This window comes from Paenibacillus sp. sgz302114 (assembly GCF_056120345.1).
On record NZ_JBVYOI010000009.1, the window covers coordinates 158,211 to 177,456 of the forward strand.

The following is a 19,246-nucleotide window of genomic DNA, read 5'->3' on the forward strand; positions in this document are numbered from 1 at the left end:
GGACTCCATTCTGCCTATTATAGGCCGATTCTGGTAATGAATTTATTCGACATTATTCTCCGTTTTCCTTTAATAGGGATATCTTTCGCTGTCGAAACTGTTCAACAGTCTGATTAAACTTCTGGAGCAATTGGCCGAATTGTTCGCACTCCGCTTGCGACCAATCTTCCAGCAGAAGCGTATAGAACTGATGGCGGAGCTCCTTCGCTCGCAGCAGGAAGCTGCTGCCGCTATCGGACAATTGCAGAAGGCTCACTCGCGCATCCTTCGGGTCGGAGGCGCGCTCGACGAAGCCCTTCGTCTCTAGCGCCGCAATCTGCCGGCTCGCTGTTGAAATATCAAGCTGCAGCGATGTCGACAATGCCTTCATGCCGACTGGCCCGTTCTTCTTCAGATGCTGCAGCAATAGATAGGTAGAGCGATCGCAATCATGCTCGCTCAAATAAGCAATGCGGGCTGCTTCCGCCCGCCGTATGAAGATGGCCATCTCCTGCTGGAGCAGCTGAAAGGCGTTGTTATCTATAGTCATATTCTTTCACCGCTTATTCACATTTTTGTCAAGATCTGAACTGTAATTGACAGTTCAAAAACTTGTATAATACAATCATATCGATAGTTGTATCTTACAACTAATTGACCGGACAATCAATGCACGTTTCAAGCGAGCAATCATATGCGGGGTGATTTACAGATGGAAGGCGAATTGAATTCATTGAATTCAGTGCTGCAATTAAGGCAAGGCGTCGGACAGCTTGTCCGTATGAAGGTGCTGCCTGCACCGTATCGGCGCAAGCAGAAGGACGAGGTGCGCCATGCGATAAGCGCCATTGACCGGGTTTGGAATGACGGCTCGGTACAGAGCGGCGCTATTTTGCGTGCGACTAGGGGCAAGCATGTCATTTCACTTGCGCATGTCAACACGACCGATGAGGAGTCGGCGGCCCCGAATCGTTATACGGTTGAAATTAGCGATCACAGGTCGGATCAAGGCTACACGTCAATTGAACAGGGGTCGAAATTATCGCATTTTGTGAATATTTTTCAGTTTGCTCCAGAAAAGCGGGAAGAACTGATTGCCCACTTTGAGCATACACTCCCCTATATGCGCAAACAACCGGGTTATGTATCTACAAGCTTGCTGCTTAGTGTCGATCAGCCGCTTGCTGTCAATATTGGTCAGTTTAATACAAATAGGCATTTCCGGGCGAGCATGTGCAAGAGAGAGGTGCTCGCGTCGTTTGCCAAAGGTTATCCGCTCGGCATTATGGCTACGGTGCTCGGCGTTCTGCCGAAGCCGCCGCGGCTGCATTTGTGCGAGCTGGCTCATGTCGTCGGAGGAAATCGGTAGAGCAACAAACGTTAGAGGAGTTGGTGTGTTGTGCCTTTTATAAGAAGGCTGCTTAACCGCAGATTTGTGTATTTTACAATCATTCTATTAATCAAAGGCTTTCTCGCGTGGTCGGTCGTCTTTGACGAAGGACCGTCATGGATGACCATTGTGACGGAAATTCCATTCTTCTGGGTCATCTTCTGCTTGATCGAGTGGCTGGCGACCAAAAGAAAAATGCTATATTACATGATCGTGAATTTATTGACCACGCTGCTATATTTTACCGTCCTCATGTACTATAAATATTACGGAATTATCGTCACATATCATGCGCTGAGACAGGCCGATAAAGTAACGAAGGTCGGCAATAGTACGTATTCTTTGCTGGACCCGTATTATTTATTTATTTTTGTCGATATTATCGTGCTTGCTTTCATCCTGTGGCGACCGAAGAACATTTCGTACCAACAGGCTGTCAGCAGCCGCCCGCTGATGAAGAAGAGGGGCATCATCGCGCTGTTCGCGGTATCGCTTATGCTCTGCCTGCTTAACATTTGGCCGAACCGCGCCAGCATGAACGAGAACAAACAGGCCGAAGAGATGGGCATTCTCAACTACGAGGTGTACACGATCTTCGCGGATACGACGGCAGATGAAGATATCGTACCGATGGATCAAATTACGCAAAGTGAAATCAATAGGCTCAAAGGCGTAGAGCAGCCGCTGCAACCGAAGTTTTATGGGGCAGACAAAGGCAAGAACGTAATCATTCTCCAGATGGAATCGTTCCAGGATTTCCTCATCGGTCTGAAGATCGACGGTCAGGAAATTACGCCGAACATGAACAAGCTGGCAGCGGAGAATTTCCACTTTAACCGCTTCTATACGATGGTTGGGCAAGGCACGACCTCGGACGCTGAGTATGTGGTGAACACATCGCTCTACGTGCCGAAGCATGAAGCGGCTACGGATCAGAACGTCGCCAAGGCGCTGCCGAGCTTGCCGAAGCTGATGCACGCGAACGGTTATGCGACGGCTACATTCCATACGAACGCCGTAGAGTTCTGGAACCGGAAGGAACTATACAGCGCAATCGGCTGGGATAAGTATTACGATCAGTCGTTCTTCGGTGATGACGATCATGTCGCTTTCGGCTCTTCGGATGAGGTGCTCTATGAGAAAGTGATCCCAGAGCTTACGAAGATGGACGAGGGCGATCAGCCATTCTACGCTCAAGTCATCTCCATGAGCTCGCATCACCCGTTCGACATTCCAGAGTCGAAGTACAAGATGCAGCTGCCGGAGCGCTTCGAGGGTACGCTTGTAGGGAACTATATCCGCGCCCAGAACTATGCGGATTACGCGCTCGGCCAGTTCATCGCAGGGCTGAAAGAGAACGGCCTGTGGGATGACAGCGTCATTCTGTTCTACGGCGACCATCAAGGGCTGTCGCTCTACTCGCTCGATCGCAAGGAGAAAGAGCTGGCAGCAGAGATGTTGGGCCATGAATACAGCTATACGGATATGTTCAAGATCGGGTTTGTCATGCATGCGCCAGGCGTAACGTATCCGAAGGTGGTTTCGCAGATGGGCGGCCAAGTGGATATTTTGCCGACGGTAGCAAACTTGACGGGCGTACCGCTGGACGGTCAGATTCATTTCGGGCAGGATCTATTGAACGAGCCTTCCGATATGATCCCGATGCGCCACTTCCTGCCTTCGGGCTCCGTCATTACGAACGATTATTTGTTCCTGCCAGGTATCGAGTATGAGGACGGCACGAACTACTCGCTTGCGAATGGAAGCATCAGTGAGCAGGAGGGCATCACGAACGGTCAGTACAACCGGACGCTGAAGCTGCTGAATCTGTCAGACAGCTACGTGAAGCAGCTACCGGATAAGGATCCGGCAGATCAGCCGGTGGCGGCTAGCTCGGGTGAATAATGGTGTGAAAAATAGTGAAAGCAGTGGCCTGTGGGGTCACTGCTTTTTTTTGGGTGCGGTCATTACAGCAGTGCTGTCGGCTGTAAACCGCGGTAGTAAGAGGAGTAACCAGTACCCTACATCAGCGCAATCAGCCTGAAAATCGGTGATGAGGGGTAACCAGTACCCTACATTGAAGAAATTAACCGGAAAACCGGCGAAGAGGAGTAACCAGTACCCTACATCGGCAAAATCAGCTGGGATTACGTGTGAGAGTATTGTCTAGCAAGCCAAGAACGCGCTTAATACCCGTCGCTCTCGTGACCGAGCTGCTTCGCTTTCTCCACTGCTTGCTCCGGCTTCGACTGTCCGCTCAAGGTGCGGCTCTGGTCCGCATGGCGCAAGCCTTCCGACACGCGCCGTCCGTAGTCGGCGTCCGCTTCGGTGAAGTAGCTGATCATCCGCTCGCGGATATCGTTCTTGCAAATCGACAGAGCGCCGACTAGGTTACCGATGAGCTCGTCCTGCTCCGCGCAATCGAAGGCGCGGAACGTATCGCCAGCCTGCTTGAAGTCGTTCGTGCGCTCCAGCTTCGCGCGCGTCAGCTTCGCATCGTAGCGCGGCTCATGATCGCTGCCCTGCCTCGCTGCCTCCTGCAGACCGCCCATCGAGGACGGCTCATAATTCACATGCGGATTCTGACCGGAAACGCGATCCGGTCTATATTGCATTTGCCCGCCGCTTTGATTCGTCGCCACATGCGTCTGCGGAGCATTGATCGGCAGCTGCAAGTAGTTCGTTCCGACGCGGTGGCGCTGCGTATCGGAATACGAGAAGGTGCGACCCTGCAGCAGCTTGTCATCGGAGAAGTCGAGCCCGTCCACGAGCACACCTGTGCCGAAAGCCGCTTGCTCCACTTCGGTGAAATAGTCGTCCGGGTTGCGGTTGAGCGTCATTTTGCCGACAGGGAGGAAAGGGAACTGCTCCGGGGGCCACAGCTTCGTCGGATCGAGCGGGTCGAAGTCGAGCTCAGGGTGCTCATCGTCAGTCATCAACTGCACGCACAGCTCCCATTCAGGATAATCGCCGGCCTCAATCGCCTGATAGAGATCGAGCGTCGCATGGTTGAAGTTGAGCGCTTGAACCTCATTCGCTTCCGACTGGAGCAGGTTCTTAATACCCTGCTTCAGCGGCTCCCAGTGGTACTTTACGAGCATCGCCTCACCAGCCTGGTTGACCCACTTATATGTATTAACGCCCGAGCCCTGCATTTGCCGGTAGTTCGCAGGGATGCCCCAAGGCGAGAACAGAAAAGTCACCATATGCGTCGCTTCCGGCGTCAGCGAGACGAAGTCGAAGAACCGCTCCATGTCCTGGACATTCGTCAGCGGATCCGGCTTGAATGCATGTACCATATCGGGAAACTTAAGCGGGTCGCGGATAAAGAAGATTTTCAGATTGTTGCCAACGAGGTCCCAGTTGCCATCCTCTGTGTAGAATTTGACGGCAAAACCACGCGGATCACGCAGCGTCTCCGGTGAATGGCCGCCATGAATGACCGTCGAGAAGCGTACAAACACAGGCGTCTGCTTCCCAGCCTCCTGGAACAGCTTCGCCCGCGTATACGGGGCTATAGGCTTATCGCCCGCCTTGCCATAGGCCTCGAAGATGCCGTGGGCGCCTGCGCCGCGTGCATGAACGACGCGCTCGGGGATACGCTCCCGGTCGAAATGAGTGATTTTCTCGATAAAATGATAGTTTTCCAGCGTGCTCGGCCCGCGATTGCCGACCGTGCGAATGTTCTGATTATCCGTGACGGGATGGCCCTGCCGGGTCGTCAGCGTCTGATTCGACGTATCGCTTCCGGTAGCATCGTGCTTGTTGTTATTCACGCGCGTTAAGCTCCTCTCGAACAATAAATGGAAACCCATGCGTATTGTTTCCAGCTGGAGGAAATCATACACATTCTCAGCCGCACCTCTGAACAAAAACAAAAAAAGCGACCCGTTAAGGGCCGCTTTCTCATCTAGTGCTATTCGCTCAACCCATAAATTTTGTACAAGTCCGTCAGCATCAGGTTAGCAGCTTTGATACCGCCCGATGTGTTCCAAGTCGCGTCATCAACCTTGTATGCTTGACCGCTTTCAGGTTCTTCCAGAGCGGATCGTTCGTCCATTCCTTCTCGGTGTCGCTCGCTTTGCCGTCGCCAGTCTCATACGTGAAGTAGAAGATCCGGTCAGCGTCCGCTTCCGGCAGACGCTCTTAAGCCGCAGCGGGGAACCGTCGTGCTGGAGGTTGCGGATATCGCGGGCATGTCCACGAAGGAGGTCGCGCGCAAGCTGGCAATCTTGCCGCAAGGGCCGACGACGCCGGAAGGGCTGACCGTGCTGCAGCTGGTGAAGCAGGGCAGATATCCGTACCAGTCCAGGCTGAAGCAGTGGTCGCAGGAAGACGAAGCGAGCGTGCAGGCTGCGCTATTAGCAACGGGTATGACAGAGCTAGCCGAGCGCGCGGTCGACGCACTCTCCGGCAGCCAGCGGCAGCGGGCGTGGATTGCAATGACGATCGCGCAAGAAACGCCGATTATTCTGCTCGATGAACCGACGACATACCTCGACTTAAACCACCAGATCGAGGTGCTTGATCTGCTTGACGCGATGAACCGCCGCGAGCAGCGAACCGTTGTGATGGTGCTGCACGATATTAATCTCGCGTGCCGTTATGCGGATCATATCGTCGCCATTCGTGACGGGCGTATTGAGTCGCAGGGACCGCCGGATGAGGTCATCGATGAGGCGCTGATTGAGAGGGTGTTCCGCCTGAAGTGCGACATTATTGCTGACCCGCTGTACGGAACGCCGCTATGCATTCCGCATGGCAGCGGGAGAAGGCGCGCGTCGGCTGCTCCCCAGGTGAAGCAGCCGGCAGAGGTATTTTAAAACGCTGGAATAGGCTGTCCGATTCGTCTGCCCTGTGAGCGCAGACTGGCGGGCAGCCTTATTTTGTTAGCTGAGGCGGCATTGACAGGGGGTTATCTCGTCCGATAATATACCCATAGGGGTATATGAACGCAATGCAAAAAGCTCCGAAAGGCGGCCACAGCTAATGGATTATCACTATACGGATGAATTGAAGGCGCGCCTAAGACGCATGGAAGGTCAAGTGCGCGGTGTCCTCCGCTTAATGGAGGAAGGCAAGTCGTGCAAGGATGTGGTCAGCCAGCTGTCCGCCGTTCGCGGCGCAGCGGATAAAGCGATCGCTCAGATCGTCGCCGAAAATTTGCAGCGGTGCATGATGGAAGAGCAGGCTGCGGGGCGTGATTCGGACAAGCTGGTGAAGGAAGCGATTGATCTGCTCGTAAAGAGCCGATAATACTTCCGCAACAAATCATCTAGAGGAGGACGACAACAATGGCATTTCAAGCAGCGCGAGAGCTTTCACCGCAGCAGTTGGCTGCACAGTTAAGCCAAGGCGAGCAGCCGTTCATGCTCGATGTTCGCGAGCCGAATGAATGGGCGGCAGGACATCTGGCTGGAGCGGTCCATATTCCGGTTGGTCAGCTGTTGGAGCGGCTAAATGAGCTGCCTGCAGGACGTGAACTGGTCGTTATGTGCAAGGCTGGCGGTCGAAGCGGACTGGCCTGCGAGCTGCTCGGCGAGCGGGGCTATGATGTAATCAATCTGACCGGCGGTCTTATGAGCTGGACAGGCGAGCTTGTACAGGACTAGCAAGAAAAGGAGTGCTCTAACCAAGTGGAAACTGCAATTAATTTATTATTTATTGTGCTTATAGTATGGTTTGCCTACACGCGATTTGGCCCGACGAAAGGGCTGCGCACACTGAAGGACGCCGACTTCCGCAGCAAGCTCGAAACGGCACCGGAAGCCATGCTTATTGACGTACGCGAGCCGGCAGAATTCGCAGGCGGCGCCATTCCTGGCGCGCTGAACATTCCGCTATCTCAGCTTGGACAGCGAATCGGGGAAATTCCGAAGGAGCGCGATCTGATGCTGTACTGCCGCAGCGGCATGCGAAGCAAGACGGCAGCGCGAATGCTGAGCCGGAACGGCTATCGTCATATTAACCATTTGCAGGGCGGCATAAGCGCTTGGAGCGGCCGCGTTGTACGGTAACGAATGGAGTCCCTTTTTTCGGCTGACATCGGCTGCAAAGGGGCTTTTTTTGTATCATTTTGCCCATTTAGGTTACGCTAGCATTATTGCTGGTTGGTTCAGTTGGAACTATTTACGCAGTAAATCTAACGTTGACGTTAACGTTATAATGGGAGTAAGATGAGATCAACGACAGATTTGCTTTACCTAGTGTGGTGAAGAAAGAAAGGGGGATTCACGATCAATGGAACGATTCAAAATTGACGATGTCGCGAAGGCGTCCGGTTTAACGAAAAGGACGATTCGCTATTACGAGGAGCTTGGGCTAATTCCTGCTCCCGAGCGGACGGATGGCGGTACCCGGCTGTACATGCAGATGCACATCGAGCGGCTAAAGCAGCTCGTTGACGCTCGTGATGTACTTGGCTTCTCGCTGCAGGAGCTGGTCGATTTCGTTTCCATCCGAGAAGAAATCATTCAGCATCGGGATGCTTACCATCAAATCGAAGAGACCGGGCTGAAGCGGGCAAAGCTGCTTGAAGTCGGGGAGATGCTCGATAAACAGAAAGCGATGATTGACATCAAGCTTGAGAAGATTGCGGGGTTCCGCAAGGAGATCGAGAAGCTTCAAGTGCGTGTTGCTAACGCGTTGAACCAACCCATACCAACTAAAAAAGGAGAGTAATCCAACTATGTCTTCAACAGCACGTCAACACGTTCGTGCAGAAGCGCCTGCCAAAGGCGCTCCTGCTCCAAAACAAAGTATGTTTAACCAGCCAATCGCCGTATGGGCGATCGCTTTCGCCAGCATTATCGCCTTCATGGGCCTCGGTCTTGTCGACCCGATTCTGCCGATGATGAAGGATCAGCTGCACGCATCGGACAGTCAGCTTACGCTGCTGTTTACAAGCTATAACGCGGTTATGGCGATTGCGATGCTCATTACGGGTGTCATCTCTGCACGCCTTGGCACGAAGCGGATGCTGCTTACCGGTATCGTCCTCATTGCTATATTCTCCGCGCTAGCCGGCAGCGTAGATGATGTGATGGATATCGTATGGCTTCGCGCAGGCTGGGGCCTTGGCAACGCGTTCTTCGTCGCAACGGCGTTGTCCGCAATTGTCTCCTTGTCCCGAGTCGGCGTCGCTGCTTCGATTATTTTGTTCGAGGTGGCAGTCGGTCTTGGTATCTCTGTCGGCCCGCTGCTCGGCGGCGAGCTTGGCGCAGTTTCGTGGCGCGCCCCGTTCTATGGCGTTGCAGGACTGATGGTCATTGCTTTCTGTCTCATTTCGTTCATGATGCCGAAGGCGCCTGCGAAGGCACCGGCAGCAGCTGCGAAATTGAAGAAGAAAGCTTCGCTGCTTGATCCGTTCCGCGCGCTCAGGCACCGTGCATTGTTCATATTCGGCCTATCTGCTGCGTTCTATAACTTTGGCTTCTTTACACTGCTTGTATACGCAGCGCTTGTGCTTGGACACCTGCATCACTTGGATGTGCACGGTCTTGGCTACGTGTTCCTGGGCTGGGGGCTTATGCTTGCCTTCACGTCGGTCGTTACCGCTCCGAAGCTGCAGAAGAGCATGGGCACAATTAAAGCGATGTGCTCGCAGCTGCTGTTATTCGCAGCAACATTGTTTGCAATGGGCTATTGGACAACGAACGAGACGGTCGTCATTCTGATGGTTATTGTCGCTGGAGCGTTCCTTGGCAACAATAACACGCTCATTACAACAGCGGTTATGAACGCTGCGCCTGTTGAGCGTCCGACAGCATCGGCTGCTTACAGCTTCCTTCGCTTCATCGGCGGCGCGCTTGCACCGTATTATGCGGTTAAATTCGCGGAATGGTTCGACTTCCATGCACCGTTCTATATCGGAGGAGGCTTTGTCATACTGGCCGTTATCTTGATCTGGCTGAATCGCAAGCATCTGAAGCATGTTGATGAGGCGGAAGCGCATTAACGGAAGTAGATCCTTATTTTGGTCAAAATATAACGTTTACGTAAATGTGATGAAAGAACAAAAAACTCCTTCGGGAGTTTTTTGTTGCTTCCAAGGCGTGCGAAAGCTGGTACGATAGAGAAAGAGAATGCTTGGTCTAAAGGAGAGATCGAACGATGGCGGAAGTGGGTAATCGCACGGCTGGAGTCTATGAGTGCAAAGCATGGAACGAGCAAGAGGGCTGGGACTCGCATAAGTGGATCGAACTTGCGGATACCGTTAGCGGCGAAGCGCCTGTGGAGCGGACTCGCGTGCGGTGCGGCTGGACGGATGATGCGCTGCTGATTCAATTTCTTTGCGAAGACACGCATATCGTATCGGATTATACGCAGAAGGACGAGCCGCTGTACAACCAGGATGTCGTTGAAGTATTTATTGATGAGCGGGGTATCGGAACCGGCTATTTGGAGCTTGAAGTGAGCCCGCGAAATGTCGTGTTTGACGCACGCATTACCAATGTAGATAACCGTGCAGTCGATATTGATCTCAGCTGGAACTTTGATGGGCTGCAAACGTCGGTAAATCGGTTGGATGATGGCGAGCTGCTGTACGAGATCTGCATTCCGGCTGGCAATTTCGAGACTCGGCTGGAAGAAGGGCTCCGCTGGAAAGCGAACTTCTACCGCATCGACGAGAGCTTGGAAGGCGTGCGCGAGTATCAGGCATGGCAGCCTACGGGGGCGGTGCAGTTCCATATGCCGGGCAAGTTCGGTACGCTTTTATTGGTGTGAGGAGTACAGTGCTTGTGTTCACCTTGAAATTTTGGGACAATACGAACAAAGAATGTGCACCAGGACGACTATGTTAAGGTGTTGAAAAGAGGATCTATCATGCATAAACCATCCATCTATGGATTGACGTTCGAGCAGCTGACGGCCTGGCTTGCGGAGCGCGGACATAAGAAGTCGCGTGCGCTTGCAGTTTGGGATTGGCTGTATCGGAAGCGGGTGACGAGCTTCGGCGATATGACGGATGTGAATCCGATCTGCCTTGCGCTGCTGGAGGAGCACTTCGATATCCAGACGCTGAGCGAGCATACGAAGCAGGAATCGGCTGACGGCACGATTAAATTTCTGCTGAAGCTGCAGGACGGCAACTTGATCGAAACGGTATTGATGCGTCACAAATTCGGCTTGTCCGTCTGTGTGACGACTCAGGTCGGCTGCAATATCGGCTGCAGCTTCTGCGCGAGCGGACTGCTCGCGAAGAGCCGCGACCTGACGGCGGGTGAGATCGTCGGACAAATTATGAAGGTGCAGCTGCATCTTGATGCACGGGGCGAGGAAGAGCGCGTCAGCCATATCGTGGTGATGGGCATTGGGGAGCCGTTCGACAACTTCGAGAATATGATTGATTTTCTCGATGTGGTTAAGGATCACAAGGGACTCGCGATTGGCGCGCGCCATATTACGGTATCGACAAGCGGGCTCGCCAGCAAAATCCGGGAGTTCACCGACCGGAATGTCGGCGTGAACCTCGCCGTATCGCTGCACGCGCCGAACAACGAGCTGCGCACTCGCATTATGAAGATCAATCGGGCAATTCCGATTGAGGAACTGATGGGAGCGATCGACTATTACCTCAGCAAGAACAAACGCCGCGTAACGCTGGAGTATATCCTGCTGCGGGATGTGAACGATCAGAAGGAGCATGCTCTGGAGCTCGCCGAGCTGATCGGTGATCGTCGCCAGCAGGTCAATGTGAACCTGATCCCGTACAATCCGGTCGATGAGCACAGCCAATACCAGCGCAGCGAGCAGGATTCGATCCGCGACTTCTACGACATATTGAAGAAGCAGGACGTCAGCGTCAGCGTACGCCTTGAGCACGGCACCGACATTGATGCCGCTTGCGGGCAGTTGCGGAGTAAGCAGATTAAAGCTTCGGTTTAAAAGTGAGTAAATGGGCCGGGTGGAATCAACCGCTGCGCGTGCGGATCATTGTTCCGATCGCTGTTGTCGCCGGATTTCTTTGATTGTATAACAGCCTCGGCTGTAGCAATCCGAGGACAAAGGCGCAAATGATCTGCGTAGCTTAGGCAACGCATATCATTTCGCCTAGGCGACCGCTTAGCCCGAACCGCAATGCTGGAATGTTCTCCAAGCATAAGGTTCTGGACAGGCTTCTACACAACGATTCCGCCCTCTCCGCTAATGATTCTGCTTCCCTTTATTGCATTCATACCTCCGCCAGGCAAGTTAAGCGCATCCGAGATTAAACTTTCGGATGCGCTTTTTAATTGAGTCAAAGACCGCAAGGATTGTCAGGTGCAGCATGATGTGCCGGTCTACAATGAGTGATAAGAGGAGGTGATCAGGGTGAATGAAGAGCAGCGGTATGCGGGCGTTATCCGCGTAGCCAAATTCATCGAACAGCACTTGCAGGAGGAGCTGCATCTGGAGGAGCTGGCACGGCTGGCCGGTTACTCGCCGTTTCATTTTCACCGGCTATTCTGCGCCTGTACGGGAGAGACGATATCCCAGTATATCCGTGAGCGGCGGCTCGCTTATGCAGCTGGGCAGCTGAGAACCACGGACGAGTCCGGGACCCGAATTGGGTTCGACATTGGCTATGGCAGCCATGAGTCCTTCATTCGCTCGTTCGAGAAGCGATTCGGTGAGCCTCCCCAATTATTTCGAAGGAGAGCGTGTACGATGAGAGAAGCGAAGATTGAAGTGCTGCAAGCTGCACATGTTGCGGGAGTCGTGTGCCAGACAGATACATCGAAGGACCGTCATATTGCAGGGGCATGGAAGACGATCAGCCAGCTATGGCCGCAAATTACGGGTAAATTGAGCAAGGAGCACTGTTACGGGCTTGAGCTCTATGAGCCGCAAGCAGGTGCGCGCAGCGGGCAGTTCACGTACGTGGCGGGTGTGCAAGTATCCGATCTGTCTGCTTTGCCTAAAGGGGTATCCGGCTATACGATTCCGGGAGGCAGGTACGCCGTGTTCACGCATGTTGGTTCCACGGAGCTGCTTGGCGAGACATTCGGCTATATTTATGGCGAGTGGCTCCCGGCGTCCGGCGAGACGCTGCGAGAGATGAACGGTACGCATAGCTTCGACTTTGAGTTCTACGGTCCCCGCTTTCAAGAGGGGCGGGCGGACTCGGAGCTTCAAATTTATGTGCCGCTCAAGTAATCAGCTGAAGCGGTTTCTGCCCTGGGCAGCTCGTATTTCCCTCATGGTCAACACTGTTGACCGGAGGTTTTTTTTGTATCGGAGGGTAGGAATAAGACGTAAAGCGTGCTGGGTAAGCTCTTATAGGGGTAGCGATTTTTGTCAAGAATGACAAAGGTAGGCGAGCGGGACGAAAATCGGTTAGAATAGAAGAATCAACAGGAACGGGGCTGGATCGATGGCGAAGGAAGAAATGATTTTGACCAAGGATGGTTATGATAAACTGCAGGAGGAGCTCGACGACCTCAAGTACGTGAAGCGCAAGGAGCTTGCAGCGCGTATTAAGCTGGCAATCAGCTATGGCGATTTGAAAGAGAATAGCGAGTATCATTCCGCGAAGAATGACCAGTCGTTCATGGAGACTCGCATTATGATTTTGGAGAAAATGCTCGCAACGGCACGCGTTGTGGAAGCTGATCCGAACATGGACACGGTACAAATAGGTTCAAAGGTTATTCTGCACGATGTTGAGTTCGACGAGAAGATTGAGTATCAAATCGTCGCGCCGGCTGAAGCTAACGTGGCGGAGAACAAAATTTCGTACGAAAGCCCGCTTGGTAAAGAGCTGCTAGGTAAAGAGATCGGGGCCTCCATTAACGTCAACGCACCGATGGGTGTCATTGTATACAAGCTGCTCGAGATCAAGGCGTTCTAATACGGTTTATTCAATAAGGCAGGCATTTACGTTCCAGACAGGGAGCGGGATGCCTGTCTTTTTCTATGTACGCATCTAGGCAGCTGTTGCTCCATGGCATTCGTACGAGTGCCAATCCCGCAAGCGAAGAAGAGGCGATGGCCTCCCGTGTCAAGCGTACAGGCCGCCGATATAAGCAGTGCATAGAATATGGTGTACTCCACAAGAGGAAGGAGTGATTCCTTAGTGAATTACCACCAAGCATTAGCAGGCGCAGGAATGGGTCCTGGCAACAACGTAGCTGGAGCTATGTCAGGCGGCGAGTTCTGTCCGGACTGTCCTACACAAACGATGTATGATCCGCCGGTCACACTGTACGAAGATGTTTATCATCCACAGCTGGTCAATGTCGTTCATGCCGTCAACGTTGTGAAACAGCATCACTGCTGCCCTGTTTACAATCACTGTTACACGTACTCCGAGCAGGATGTTATGGCTAGAGGCAAAGGCAAAGCTCGTGTGTCGAGCGTCAAACGCGCTAAGAAATCCGTCAAGAAACGTTCTAATAAATAGTCCAGCATTTGCGATAGCACGCCAAGTAGCTCGTAAGGCGACTCCCTTCGCAGGGGGCTCGTCTCACGGGTTATTTGTGCGTGGGCGTGAATGTGGATGTGATGTCATGTGCGAAATTGCTGTCTTCGGCTTCTAACCGCTATACTGGAATCAACTACATTATTTGCGGCCAAAAAAGGGAGTTATTATGATGTCATCGAACACGAACACGAACACGAATATGAATATGAATACGAATATGAATAGCTTTCAAACCTATCCGCTGAGCGAAGAGATTGTCCGCGCGATTGACAGCCTGGGATTCACGGAGCCAACGCCTGTGCAGCGTGAAGTAATTCCGCAGGTGCTCGCGCAGCGGGATCTGACTGTCCGCGCGCAGACGGGGAGCGGCAAGACCGCGGCCTTCGGCATTCCGGTCTGCGAGCTTGTTGCTTGGGAGGAGAATAAGCCGCAGGCGCTTATTTTGACGCCTACACGCGAGCTTGCTGGTCAGATCAAAGAAGATATCATCAATATCGGCCGGTTCAAGCGGATTAAAGCGGTAGCGATCTATGGCAAGCAGCCGTTCGCTCAGCAGAAGCTCGAGCTGAAGCAGAAGGTGCATGTCATTGCGGGCACGCCAGGGCGTGTGCTCGATCATATTCAGCGCGGTACGCTGCAGGTGGATAAGCTGCGCTATCTCGTTATCGACGAAGCCGATGAGATGCTGAGCCGTGGCTTTATCGAGCAGGTGGAGGCTATATTGGAGCAGCTGCCTAAGGATCGGCTAACGCTGCTATTCTCGGCTACGATGCCGCCGGATGTGGAACGGCTCTGCCACAAGCATATGAAGAGCCCCATCGATATCGAGATCGAGGCGGTAGGGGGCGTGACGGTGGAGCGGATTACGCATACGCTCTACACCGTGCGGGAGCAGGAGAAGCTGGAGCTGCTGCGGGCGGTCACGATCACGCGGAACCCGGACAGCTGTATCATCTTCTGCCGCATGCAGGAGACGGTCGATCAAGTAGCGCGGCAGTTGAAGCGCTGGGGCTACCCGTGCGACAAGCTGCATGGGGGCATGGAGCAGGATGACCGATTCAGCGTCATGCACGCATTCCGCAGGCGGGAGTTCCGCTACTTGGTGGCGACGGATCTGGCCGCGCGAGGTATTGATATTGAGAACATTACGCATGTCATCAACTACGACTTGCCGATGGATAAAGAGAATTTCGTGCACCGCATCGGCCGGACAGGCCGTGCCGGCATGAGCGGTGAAGCGATCACGTTCGCTGTTCAGCCGGGCGAGGAGCGGTATCTCGAGGAGATCGAGCGCTATATCGGGTTTGCGCTGCCGCGCGCGGAGATGCCGACGGCGGAGGAACAGGCTGCGGCGCAGCGGGCGTTCGAGACGAAGCTGAGCAAGGAAGAGGCGCCGCGCGTGGATCGGCGGGACTTGCTTAGCCAGGATATTACGAAGCTGTATTTTGGCGGCGGGAAGAAGAAGAAGCTGCGGGCGGTCGACTTCGTCGGGACGATTGCGAGGATTGAAGGCGTTACCGCCGACGATATCGGGATTATTACGATTGAAGATAGCGCCACATTCATCGACATTCTGAACGGCAAAGGGCAGCTTGTGCTGCGGGCGATGAAGCAGACGACGATCAAAGGCAAGCTGCTCAAGGTGCATGTGGCGAATAAGTAGGAATGACGGTCTGCGGATCGAGTAGCAGCTTGTGAATCCAGATCGCCGCTTGCGCCCCTTCGCCCATGGCAATAGACACCTGCTCGGCGTGAACGGCTACGTCACCTGCTGCCCATACGCCGGGGACGCTCGTCATTTTGCTGCGCGGATCGGTCCAGATGTGACCGTTCTCGTGCAGGCTGGCGCCGAGCTGGCGGGCTAGCTGCGAGCGCACCTCGTTGCCGCCGTAGGCGAGGAAGGCGCGCTCGGCTTCGATGACGGTGCCGTCCGCGAGCTGCGCGCCTTGGAAGCCGCCGGTTCTTGCATCGGCGGTTATGGCGGAGACGGCCGCCTGGATTCGGCGGATTCCGGCAGCTTCAAGCTGCTCGCGCAGGCGGGCACTCGTGATCTGCCGCTGCGGGCGGGCTTGGGCGTCGGGCGCCGCACCGACATCGGCATCACCTTCGGCTTGGTCGATGTAGACGAGCTTGTCGGTCCAAGCGCGCAGCGTTAGAGCCATGTTCGCGCCGACATCGCCTACTCCCAGCACGATTGTGCGGCGGTCTTTCACTTCGTAGCCGTCGCAGTCCGGGCAGACGTAGACGGTCAGCCCGAGGCAGGGGCGCAGACCGGGATAGTCCGTGAACCGGTCCATGACGCCTGTGGCAATCAGCAGCGTCCGAGCGGTGTACGTGGTGGCGCTGCCGCTTTTGTCGCCGTTGCCGCGAAGCAGGAAGTGCCCGTCCGCTGTGCGTTTCGCTTCTGTAATGGTATCGTGGACGACGTCGATGCCGTATGCTGACAGCTGCCGTATGCCGGCTTCGCGCAGCTCCATACCGGACACGCCGTCCGGATAGCCGAGCAGATTACGGTAGCTGCGGCATATCGCAGACCGGCCGTCGCCCGCGTCGATGACAAGCACCTGATGCGCTGCATAGCGCCCGAGTTGAATAGCTGCCTGCAGCCCAGCAATGCCGCCGCCGATAATGATGCAGTCCATGATCATGGTGGATCTCCTTTGAAGTGGAAGTCGAGTGTAAGAGTCGGCATTATTATTTCCATAGTGGTGGGTATCAGTCTCCTAAACGGAGAATTGGACGAAGAATATCCCCCAAGGTTTTGCATCGCTATCAAGTTCAAATGAAGCGGAGGTATCAACCAACATGATCAAGCTGCAAGACGGGCCGCTCACGTTGTTCGAGAGCGCGCTGTATAAGACGATGTCGGCTGTTGTAGAGACCGACGATGCGGTCATCATTGTGGACCCGTGCTGGTTGCCGCATGAGGTCGAGGAAATTCGGAAGTATGCGGATAGAATAGCGGGAGGAAAGCCGAAATATGTGCTGTTCACCCACTCCGATTACGATCACATCATCGGATATGGAGCATTCCCGGATGCGGTGGTTATTGCCTCCGCGGCCTTGGCGGACAAACCGGAAGGTGATAAAGAGGCGATTCTTGAGCAGATTCGCGACTTCGAGCATGCGTACTATTTGGAGCGGGACTATGAGATTGCGTACCCAATCGTTACGCACCGCGCGGAAGCAGACGGACAAACACTGGAGCTAAGTGACGGCAGCGACGGGACGCGCCTGACGTTCTACCTATCGCCGGGGCACAATGACGACGGCATATACACCGTCATAGAGCCGCTCGGTCTGCTTTTTGCCGGCGATTACTGGTCGGACCTGGAGTTTCCGTATATTTACTTCAGCAGCACCGAGTACGAGACGAGCATCGGCAAGCTGGATACGATACTGGCGAAGCACGCCATTACCCGCCTAATCCCGGGTCACGGCAGCTCTACCACCGATCAGACAGAGATGAAACGCCGCCAACAAGCCGATTTTTCCTACATTGCAGCGATGCGCGAAGCGGTTCAAGCGGGCGACCAAGCAGCAATCGATGGGCTGATCGAGGGCTGCAAATTTCCGCGCAATATGAGCAAATTCCACCGTGGCAACCAGACGCTGTTCGAGCGTGAGTTGAAGGACAAGTGATTGCTGTCAATTAGGTCGTACCAAGAGCTTTGTCGTGATACGCGGCAAGGCTCTTTATATTTCTCGTCAAACACATTTCGGGGCATTGTTTCGCGGCTGGGGAGCTTTTTACGAAACCCATCATCTCAGTTAATTCTGCCTTCACAGACTGCATGTACAGTAGAGATGTGCAGCACGAATTCGACTAGAGGGGGCCATAGAATGGGTATTCATACGTACTTCCGATCACTAAACGAGCTGGAGAGGATCATTCGCTGCCCGGGCAAATTCAAGTTTGAAGAACATAGTGTTGCAGCACATTCATGGAAAGTAGTCCAATACGCGAAGACGCTTGCGGATATTGAAGAGAAGAACGGAGCAATCATTAACTGGAAGAAGCTATATGAGATTACGAGCAGCCACGATTATGGCGAAATCTTCATTGGGGATATTAAGACGCCGGTGAAGCACGCTTCGCCGCAGCTTCGCTCCTTAATCCAGCAGGTGGAGGAAGGGATGGTTCACAAATTTATTGAGGAGCATATCCCGGCTGAATACAAGCAGATCTTCCACAATCAGCTGCGCGAGGGCAAGGATGGCTCTATTGAAGGCTTAATTCTTGAAGCAGCTGACAAAATGGATCAGGTATACGAGGCGTTCGCTGAGCTGCAGCGAGGAAACACGGAGAAAGAGTTCGTAAAAATGTATCGTGATGCCCTTATCAAAATCAAACATATCAAGCTGTATTGTGTCGAATACTTCTTGACCAGCATACTGCCGGATATGATCAATGATGATATAACGTCCGCCATCGATATTAAGCGAATTACCGAAGAGGCGTTGGCGCATGGCACGAATGACTAATCGGCAATGTCAGTGGCACAAGCAAGCCCAGGCTAACCGAGCCTGGGCTTGCAGTTGTTTGTCGAGCATACTGTCAGGAAAGCAATTTTGCGCGTTTAGATTCGTACAGCTTCTCAAGCTGCCCTGCGATGGCGACTAACTCATGCTGCGACTGCAGCAGGCCGATCAAGGCGCGAACGAGCACCATACGCGGACGCTCGTCAGCAGCTTCTTCTTGCAGCAGATGGGTTGCTTCATGCAGCTCCGCTCTGCGAGCGTTCGTCACTTGGAGCTCATGGATGGTGGTCATGAGCTTGCTGAGAGTCGCATGTAGCTGCTCGCCTGCCGGCACGTGACACCCGCGCATCCCGCTTGCAACGAACTGTGACATGACCTCGGCATCCAAGATAGGCTCGTGCGTGGACTTCTTAATGCCTGCAGCCATCTCATCCATACGATCGACGACGAAATTCGCCATCCGATCATAATCGAACGGACTGCTGATAAGTGTAGTCATAATCATATATTCCTTGAGAATACCGGTGTACAGCGCGATGAAGTCCCACTTGTTCTTCTCAACTTCCGGCCCGTATACACTGATCATCAGCTCCGCGAAATTGATAAGCATCTGCGAGCGCATCTGCTTTAGAAAAGTGGAGAAGGCGCCATCCTCGTTCATGGGCAGTTCATAAAAGTCTTTTATGCTGTATTTAAATTCCAAGAAAAATTCAAACTGGCGGTGCGTCTGCAGCACGAATCGCTCTCGCGGCGACAACGTCGGATCCGATTTTATCCGAGCAGACTCCTCGAACATCGACTGCGCGCGGTGACGATATACTTCGACGAGCAAGTCCTCTTTGGAGGCGAAAAATTTATATAAGGATCCTTTGGCTATGCCGCAGTCGTTCGCGATATCTTGGATGGAAGTGGCTGCATAGCCTTTTTGCGAGAAGATTTGCATGGCCGATCCGATAATTTTCTCTTTTAGCAAGCTCATGGTAGTTCCT

At 53.6% G+C, this 19,246-nt stretch carries 19 protein-coding genes and 2 pseudogenes; 16 read left to right on the forward strand and 5 right to left on the reverse strand.

Annotated elements, in window-relative coordinates:
* Positions 1 to 52: 52 nt before the first annotated feature.
* Positions 53 to 529 carry a MarR family winged helix-turn-helix transcriptional regulator gene (locus tag AC0LWF_RS21010; protein WP_474653486.1) on the reverse strand — a complete coding sequence of 159 codons (477 nt, stop codon included), beginning with the start codon at positions 527 to 529 and terminating at the stop codon, positions 53 to 55.
* A 162-nt stretch (positions 530 to 691) separates the two neighbouring features.
* Between AC0LWF_RS21010 and AC0LWF_RS21015 the strand changes: the two genes are divergently transcribed.
* On the forward strand, positions 692 to 1,348 hold the full coding sequence (locus tag AC0LWF_RS21015; protein ID WP_474653487.1) for an antibiotic biosynthesis monooxygenase family protein: 657 nt from the start codon (positions 692 to 694) through the stop codon (positions 1,346 to 1,348).
* Positions 1,349 to 1,378: 30 nt separating this feature from the next.
* Complete coding sequence (locus AC0LWF_RS21020; RefSeq protein ID WP_474653488.1) at positions 1,379 to 3,274, forward strand: LTA synthase family protein; 1,896 nt, start codon at positions 1,379 to 1,381, stop codon at positions 3,272 to 3,274.
* Between the two features lie 281 nt (positions 3,275 to 3,555).
* Here AC0LWF_RS21020 and AC0LWF_RS21025 read toward each other — a convergent pair whose 3' ends face one another.
* Positions 3,556 to 5,184 carry a catalase gene (locus AC0LWF_RS21025; protein WP_474653489.1) on the reverse strand — a complete coding sequence of 543 codons (1,629 nt, stop codon included), beginning with the start codon at positions 5,182 to 5,184 and terminating at the stop codon, positions 3,556 to 3,558.
* 101 nt (positions 5,185 to 5,285) lie between these two features.
* Positions 5,286 to 5,515 (reverse strand): annotated as a pseudogene (locus AC0LWF_RS21030) (ABC transporter substrate-binding protein); the annotation flags it as partial.
* Between AC0LWF_RS21030 and AC0LWF_RS21035 the strand changes: the two are divergent.
* The 12 genes and pseudogenes from AC0LWF_RS21035 to AC0LWF_RS21090 all read left to right on the forward strand — a co-directional run.
* A pseudogene (locus tag AC0LWF_RS21035) lies at positions 5,506 to 6,192 on the forward strand (ABC transporter ATP-binding protein); the annotation flags it as partial. The pseudogenes AC0LWF_RS21030 and AC0LWF_RS21035 sit on opposite strands and share 10 nt — an antisense overlap.
* A gap of 166 nt (positions 6,193 to 6,358) precedes the next feature.
* Positions 6,359 to 6,625 (forward strand): metal-sensitive transcriptional regulator, encoded by a 267-nt coding sequence (locus AC0LWF_RS21040; RefSeq protein WP_474653490.1) that lies wholly within the window; start codon positions 6,359 to 6,361, stop codon positions 6,623 to 6,625.
* Positions 6,626 to 6,663: 38 nt separating this feature from the next.
* On the forward strand, positions 6,664 to 6,981 hold the full coding sequence (locus AC0LWF_RS21045; RefSeq protein WP_474653491.1) for a rhodanese-like domain-containing protein: 318 nt from the start codon (positions 6,664 to 6,666) through the stop codon (positions 6,979 to 6,981).
* A 24-nt stretch (positions 6,982 to 7,005) separates the two neighbouring features.
* A complete protein-coding gene (locus tag AC0LWF_RS21050; RefSeq protein WP_474653492.1) occupies positions 7,006 to 7,386 on the forward strand; it encodes a rhodanese-like domain-containing protein in 381 nt (126 codons plus the stop codon).
* A gap of 223 nt (positions 7,387 to 7,609) precedes the next feature.
* Complete coding sequence (locus AC0LWF_RS21055; protein ID WP_474653493.1) at positions 7,610 to 8,050, forward strand: MerR family DNA-binding transcriptional regulator; 441 nt, start codon at positions 7,610 to 7,612, stop codon at positions 8,048 to 8,050.
* A 7-nt stretch (positions 8,051 to 8,057) separates the two neighbouring features.
* The gene (locus AC0LWF_RS21060) at positions 8,058 to 9,326 is read left to right on the forward strand and encodes an MFS transporter (RefSeq protein ID WP_474653494.1); all 1,269 of its coding nucleotides are present in this window, start codon (positions 8,058 to 8,060) and stop codon (positions 9,324 to 9,326) included.
* 155 nt (positions 9,327 to 9,481) lie between these two features.
* Entirely contained in the window at positions 9,482 to 10,096 is a 615-nt protein-coding gene (locus AC0LWF_RS21065; RefSeq protein ID WP_474653495.1) for a carbohydrate-binding family 9-like protein, read from the forward strand.
* A gap of 99 nt (positions 10,097 to 10,195) precedes the next feature.
* Positions 10,196 to 11,257 (forward strand): dual-specificity RNA methyltransferase RlmN, encoded by a 1,062-nt coding sequence (gene rlmN, locus AC0LWF_RS21070; RefSeq protein ID WP_474653496.1) that lies wholly within the window; start codon positions 10,196 to 10,198, stop codon positions 11,255 to 11,257.
* A gap of 426 nt (positions 11,258 to 11,683) precedes the next feature.
* A complete protein-coding gene (locus AC0LWF_RS21075) occupies positions 11,684 to 12,508 on the forward strand; it encodes an AraC family transcriptional regulator (RefSeq protein WP_474653497.1) in 825 nt (274 codons plus the stop codon).
* A 217-nt stretch (positions 12,509 to 12,725) separates the two neighbouring features.
* Positions 12,726 to 13,202 (forward strand): transcription elongation factor GreA, encoded by a 477-nt coding sequence (gene greA, locus AC0LWF_RS21080; protein WP_474653498.1) that lies wholly within the window; start codon positions 12,726 to 12,728, stop codon positions 13,200 to 13,202.
* Positions 13,203 to 13,427: 225 nt separating this feature from the next.
* The gene (locus AC0LWF_RS21085) at positions 13,428 to 13,754 is read left to right on the forward strand and encodes a hypothetical protein (protein WP_474653499.1); all 327 of its coding nucleotides are present in this window, start codon (positions 13,428 to 13,430) and stop codon (positions 13,752 to 13,754) included.
* Between the two features lie 238 nt (positions 13,755 to 13,992).
* Positions 13,993 to 15,438, forward strand: a complete 1,446-nt coding sequence (locus AC0LWF_RS21090; RefSeq protein WP_474653522.1) for a DEAD/DEAH box helicase — start codon at positions 13,993 to 13,995, stop codon at positions 15,436 to 15,438.
* Here the strand turns inward: AC0LWF_RS21090 and AC0LWF_RS21095 are convergent.
* Complete coding sequence (locus tag AC0LWF_RS21095) at positions 15,413 to 16,423, reverse strand: NAD(P)/FAD-dependent oxidoreductase (RefSeq protein ID WP_474653500.1); 1,011 nt, start codon at positions 16,421 to 16,423, stop codon at positions 15,413 to 15,415. The genes AC0LWF_RS21090 and AC0LWF_RS21095 overlap by 26 nt on opposite strands.
* A gap of 157 nt (positions 16,424 to 16,580) precedes the next feature.
* On the opposite strand from AC0LWF_RS21095, the gene AC0LWF_RS21100 reads away from it, so the two are divergent.
* Both AC0LWF_RS21100 and AC0LWF_RS21105 read left to right on the forward strand, forming a co-directional pair.
* On the forward strand, positions 16,581 to 17,417 hold the full coding sequence (locus AC0LWF_RS21100) for an MBL fold metallo-hydrolase (protein WP_474653501.1): 837 nt from the start codon (positions 16,581 to 16,583) through the stop codon (positions 17,415 to 17,417).
* Between the two features lie 201 nt (positions 17,418 to 17,618).
* A complete protein-coding gene (locus AC0LWF_RS21105; protein WP_474653502.1) occupies positions 17,619 to 18,260 on the forward strand; it encodes a YfbR-like 5'-deoxynucleotidase in 642 nt (213 codons plus the stop codon).
* Positions 18,261 to 18,333: 73 nt separating this feature from the next.
* On the opposite strand, the gene AC0LWF_RS21110 is transcribed toward AC0LWF_RS21105, so the two are convergent.
* Positions 18,334 to 19,236: a TetR/AcrR family transcriptional regulator gene (locus AC0LWF_RS21110; RefSeq protein WP_474653503.1), complete on the reverse strand. Its 903-nt coding sequence runs from the start codon at positions 19,234 to 19,236 to the stop codon at positions 18,334 to 18,336.
* Positions 19,237 to 19,246 lie beyond the last annotated feature (10 nt).

What these genes read in the sequence shown, in the direction of transcription:
- AC0LWF_RS21010 (WP_474653486.1), bottom strand. Translation starts at nt 529, where the DNA reads ATGACTATAGATAACAACGCCTTTCAGCTGCTCCAGCAGGAGATGGCC.
- AC0LWF_RS21015 (WP_474653487.1), top strand. Translation starts at nt 692, where the DNA reads ATGGAAGGCGAATTGAATTCATTGAATTCAGTGCTGCAATTAAGGCAA.
- AC0LWF_RS21025 (WP_474653489.1), bottom strand. Translation starts at nt 5,184, where the DNA reads ATGGGTTTCCATTTATTGTTCGAGAGGAGCTTAACGCGCGTGAATAAC.
- AC0LWF_RS21040 (WP_474653490.1), top strand. Translation starts at nt 6,359, where the DNA reads ATGGATTATCACTATACGGATGAATTGAAGGCGCGCCTAAGACGCATG.
- AC0LWF_RS21045 (WP_474653491.1), top strand. Translation starts at nt 6,664, where the DNA reads ATGGCATTTCAAGCAGCGCGAGAGCTTTCACCGCAGCAGTTGGCTGCA.
- AC0LWF_RS21055 (WP_474653493.1), top strand. Translation starts at nt 7,610, where the DNA reads ATGGAACGATTCAAAATTGACGATGTCGCGAAGGCGTCCGGTTTAACG.
- AC0LWF_RS21060 (WP_474653494.1), top strand. Translation starts at nt 8,058, where the DNA reads ATGTCTTCAACAGCACGTCAACACGTTCGTGCAGAAGCGCCTGCCAAA.
- AC0LWF_RS21065 (WP_474653495.1), top strand. Translation starts at nt 9,482, where the DNA reads ATGGCGGAAGTGGGTAATCGCACGGCTGGAGTCTATGAGTGCAAAGCA.
- rlmN (WP_474653496.1), top strand. Translation starts at nt 10,196, where the DNA reads ATGCATAAACCATCCATCTATGGATTGACGTTCGAGCAGCTGACGGCC.
- greA (WP_474653498.1), top strand. Translation starts at nt 12,726, where the DNA reads ATGGCGAAGGAAGAAATGATTTTGACCAAGGATGGTTATGATAAACTG.
- AC0LWF_RS21090 (WP_474653522.1), top strand. Translation starts at nt 13,993, where the DNA reads ATGAATAGCTTTCAAACCTATCCGCTGAGCGAAGAGATTGTCCGCGCG.
- AC0LWF_RS21095 (WP_474653500.1), bottom strand. Translation starts at nt 16,423, where the DNA reads ATGATCATGGACTGCATCATTATCGGCGGCGGCATTGCTGGGCTGCAG.
- AC0LWF_RS21100 (WP_474653501.1), top strand. Translation starts at nt 16,581, where the DNA reads ATGATCAAGCTGCAAGACGGGCCGCTCACGTTGTTCGAGAGCGCGCTG.
- AC0LWF_RS21105 (WP_474653502.1), top strand. Translation starts at nt 17,619, where the DNA reads ATGGGTATTCATACGTACTTCCGATCACTAAACGAGCTGGAGAGGATC.
- AC0LWF_RS21110 (WP_474653503.1), bottom strand. Translation starts at nt 19,236, where the DNA reads ATGAGCTTGCTAAAAGAGAAAATTATCGGATCGGCCATGCAAATCTTC.